Consider the following 4,213-nt stretch of genomic DNA (forward strand, 5'->3'; position numbering starts at 1 on the left):
AAGCACACAATATTCTTTATAACATTGCTAAAGAACAAAACATCTCACAAGAAGAGCTAGCCAAACAAGCCCTCTTAGAATATCTCGAAGATATCGAAGATTACAAAAAGGGCGAGCTAGCCTATCAAGAGTATGTGGAGGGAGGGCGTAAGGGGATCAGCGCTAAAGAACTGCACAAAAAACTTGGATTGTCCTAAATGGAATTTATCTACTCCCCAAAGGCAGAAAAACAACTAGAAAAGCTAGGTTTTGCAACACAAAAACAAATTTCTAAATATGTAGCAAACCTAGAAACCCTCCCAAACCCACGCCAAAAAGGCAAAGCCCTCACAGGTAACCTCAAGGGCTTATGGCGTTATCGTGTGCAAGATTATCGCTTGATCTGCCATATACAAGACAAAGAATTAATCATCTTATGCTTAGAAATAGACCATAGAAGCAAGGTCTATGAGTAAGGCAGGGTGGAGCTTGAGGGGGATTTCAACCCTCCCACCCATATACACAAACTACACAAAGCCCTAAAGCTTAAATCCAAAGCCCCACGCTAAAGCCCCTTTTTAGCCCTAAAATATATCAACAAAAGCTTTCTAAAAATCTTTTCTCATTAAACAATATCTTTAAGAATTAATATATTTTTATACATTTCTTACAAATCTTACAAAACATCAATAAAAATCTATCTGTATTGTATCTGCGTATTGCACTAATGAAAGTTTTTCTGTAAAATTTGATTGTGAAGCTTATAACTCCTCTATGAAGTTAGCAGCTTCACAGAGGGGAATCGAGCTTCCGAAAGGAGGAGCGATTGTGTTTTACAAAACGATTGTTATTTTAGCACTAATGTGCCTAATAATAGTAACGAAACTTTATTAACATAGTGCTATCTTAGGGTGGGTTTTGCAAGCAAACCTGCCCCCAATATGATTGTTTTCCTCTCGCTTGTGCTATACCTCTAAATATCTGATAAGATTTTACAAATCCTAAAAAACCACTTTTCAATCTAAAAAGCTAAAAACTCTTTTAGACTACTTTTTTTTCAATCCAAAAATACCTTTAAAACTTTTTTCTTAGGAGGGGGAGGGTTCTACTTAGTCCAAGCTAGCCCTCCCCCTTCCTAAAACCTACCCCCACCCACTGCACGCAAAGGCAAAAGGCAGAAAGACAAAATGCAAAGACAAATACAGATAGACCCCCCCAATACCCCCCAAAACGATAAAAATTTCCACAATAAAAATTTTCCATAAATTTTGTGCATTTTGGTATTTTTACCCCCCCCCCCTTGACTTTCGTATTTTTTTACTCTAAACTACTCTTACGAAAAACCATATTCAAAAGGATTTTTATGAAAAAGAGTAGCTATACTAATGCCTATAATGCCCCCAAAACAGCCGAAAATACAACAATTCCAAATACAGCAGATACTCAAGTAAAAAATACTCAAAATTCTATAAACACTAGCCACGCTAACACTCTCAATGCAAGTGCTAGTCTTACAATGGCCCCCCCCCTAACAGCAAATCTTTAAAAGCAAGCACAGGGGCAAGCACTCCAAACGCAAACCCTAAAACCCCACGCACGCTAAAAACCAGAGCTACCAAATCCTCAAGAGCCCAAGCCCCAAGCGACAGAACCTCAAACAGAGCCAAGCCCTCAAGCAAAACTAAGGCTTTTAAAAAGCCCTTTACACCGCTATTTTCCTTTGTCCTCGCAGCCTTTTTGTTTCCTTTTTCAGGCGATGTCGCCCAAGCGGCCAAATTTGGCGATGACACCTGTGTCCTAGGAGGTGCAACTTCTTGTATCAACCTCAACACCAGCAGCAATGTCACCCTCAGCTACACCAAAGGCTCCAACACAGCAAACATCGCCTTCAACTCTAGTGGTTTGGGCACGAGCAGTATCAACGCCAACGCTATGGTTATCTTCGCCAATCCCCAGTCCTCTAACGGTGGTGTTTATACCGTTAATATGAAAAACTCCGTTTGGGTCGGGGATTTTACAAATTATGGCGCAGAGTGGAATGTGCGCCGGGGGGTGTCGACTTTTAATTTTGATGGCAATTACAATGGCGCAGGCTCTTCTAACGACCAATACAAGGGCTATGCCTTTGTGGGGACTATGAATTTTGCAGGCACGCAACAAAGCACCTTTACCTTCACAAATGGTGCAAAGATGAAAGGCGACTGGAATGTTAGACAGGCCGAATACCCCGGCTGGGCTAAGATTGTCTTTAAAGGCGGCAGCTCTCTTGTGGGCAAAGACCAAACTAGCAACGGCCAAACAACGCAGAAAAACTCTCAGATCACAGTCCGTGACCCCGGTTTTGACCTCACGCTCGCTGATAAATCCACGGCTAAAGCAGACATTGTGTCTATGGAAAGTGAATATGGCCGCGTCGCCAAAACTTCCATCACCCTAGTTGGTAGCTCCACATTCTCAGGCTCTGTGAAAAATCAAAGCACGCTCAGCATCACTGCTGTCAATTCCTTTTTCAACGGCACTGTCTATAGCGCGAGAGGGAAATATGGGGGGGCTGATTATGGAATCACGCCGATTGCGACTTTGTTTTTCAAAAACTCTAGCTTCACAGGCGACATTAAAACCGAATACGCAAATTACGCTTCTTGGAATCAATCGACCACGGCGACTTTCTATGGAAACGGCACGGGCAGCGATAGCAACAGCACCGAGGGCTATGCGCTAAAAGGGAATATCGATAACCAAGCGGGCTTGATGGATATTACCTTTAAGGGCGGGGCTGTTTGGGACGGAAAGTTTAGTGCGGTAAGGAAAAATTCTGATGGTTTTGTCCGCACAACCCTCAACTTCGACAATGCCACGCAAAAAGAATCTTCAAATGGCTCCAACACCATCACAAACAACACCACACTCCTAACCATCAATGCTAAAAACAACTCCAAAGTTCAAGCTGTCACTTTAAATGGCAATACCAATAACATCAACTTCGATACCAACTCTACCTTAAAATCCCTCACGATCTCTGGAGGGACAAATGCTGTGACTTTCAAAGGGGGTGCAAATATCACAGGAGATCTGACTGCAAGTAATGGCACTAACACAATCAATTTCTCTGACACCTCTAAAGTCGGGGGCAATATTAATCTTAGCAATGGCACTAGCACTTTAAATATCAATGCTAAAAACACAGAGTTTAAAGACATCAAAGCCACAGGCACTACCACCACACTCCTAGCTACCTTTGATACCACATCTGTTGGCGCTATCCAAGCAATGAATGCAGCTTCTTCTGTAAATTTCAAAAATATGGCAGGACTTTCCATTGGGAAAATCTCAGGCAATGGAGGTGATACTACAAGCAGTGGCTATGCAGGCACACTCACAGGCGTGCTTGACTTTGTTCCTGCCAAAGTGAGTGGCTCGACTGCTGAAGCTAAATCTCTCTCCATCTCTGATATCATCATCAAAGATAACAACAACAATGTCCATCTAACACTCAACTTTGGTGGGGCAGATAGTAATGGCAAACTAAAAGGTAAAAACTCTAATACCTCTCTCACGAATATCAAAGGAGGGGGCACAAACTCTTCAGTGATTTTCTCAGATGTCGGTAGCTTTGACTTCTCAAAAACCTCCAACAATGGTGGCTCTGACAATGGAGATGGCACAACCAATGGCTACAAAGGTCAAATGCTAGATGTTGCACTAAAAAGCGCCACTAATATTGATGTCTCTAGCTTCACAGGAGCCCTAGGCTTAGAAAAAACCTCAATCATCTTAGATACAAATTCAGCCCTTGCAAAATCTGTTACCCCATCTGGCTCTAATGATTCAAGTGATAGCAGTGATTCAAGCCAAGCCCAAACGGGAATTCTCTCAGATTCAACTAAAAATCTCTCCATCACCTTTGGTAATGCCACCATCCAAAAAGACTCAATGGGAAATATTGTCTATGACACTCTGGGGCGCCCCACCATCATTGCAAACGAGGGAGATAAATCCTTTACCCTCACTCAAAGTGGCGCCACCCATACCAAAAAAGAAAACACCAATGACAATGGCACCACAAATGGCGTTACAGAATACACCGATGGCTATGTATCAGGGATTAGCTCAGATGGAAACATTGGCTTTGATAATGATAATTTCAAAAAAACCATTGCCTTTGTCTATAAAGATGGCACATTTAAGTCTGGTCAAAGTGGCTACACAGGCACAATCCTAGGAGGGACTGCAG

Annotated in this window: 4 protein-coding genes; all 4 read left to right on the forward strand. The window is 42.4% G+C overall.

Translation table 11 applies throughout. The annotated features are described in order from the left end of the window. Nucleotides 1-197: DUF6290 family protein (locus tag BKH46_RS09100; protein ID WP_172402623.1), on the forward strand; the 197-nt coding region annotated here is incomplete at its 5' end. Further along, the gene (locus BKH46_RS09105; protein ID WP_095226516.1) at nt 198-455 is read left to right on the forward strand and encodes a type II toxin-antitoxin system RelE/ParE family toxin; all 258 of its coding nucleotides are present in this window, start codon (nt 198-200) and stop codon (nt 453-455) included. Nucleotides 456-1,342: 887 nt separating this feature from the next. Next, nucleotides 1,343-1,525, forward strand: a complete 183-nt coding sequence (locus BKH46_RS09415) for a hypothetical protein (protein ID WP_143428953.1) — start codon at nt 1,343-1,345, stop codon at nt 1,523-1,525. Nucleotides 1,526-1,716: 191 nt separating this feature from the next. Next, nucleotides 1,717-4,213, forward strand: a 2,497-nt coding sequence (locus BKH46_RS09110) for a hypothetical protein (RefSeq protein WP_143428954.1), incomplete at its 3' end; no start/stop codon positions are given.

The sequence above is a fragment of the Helicobacter sp. 12S02634-8 genome, from assembly GCF_002272865.1.
Lineage (GTDB): Bacteria > Campylobacterota > Campylobacteria > Campylobacterales > Helicobacteraceae > Helicobacter_J.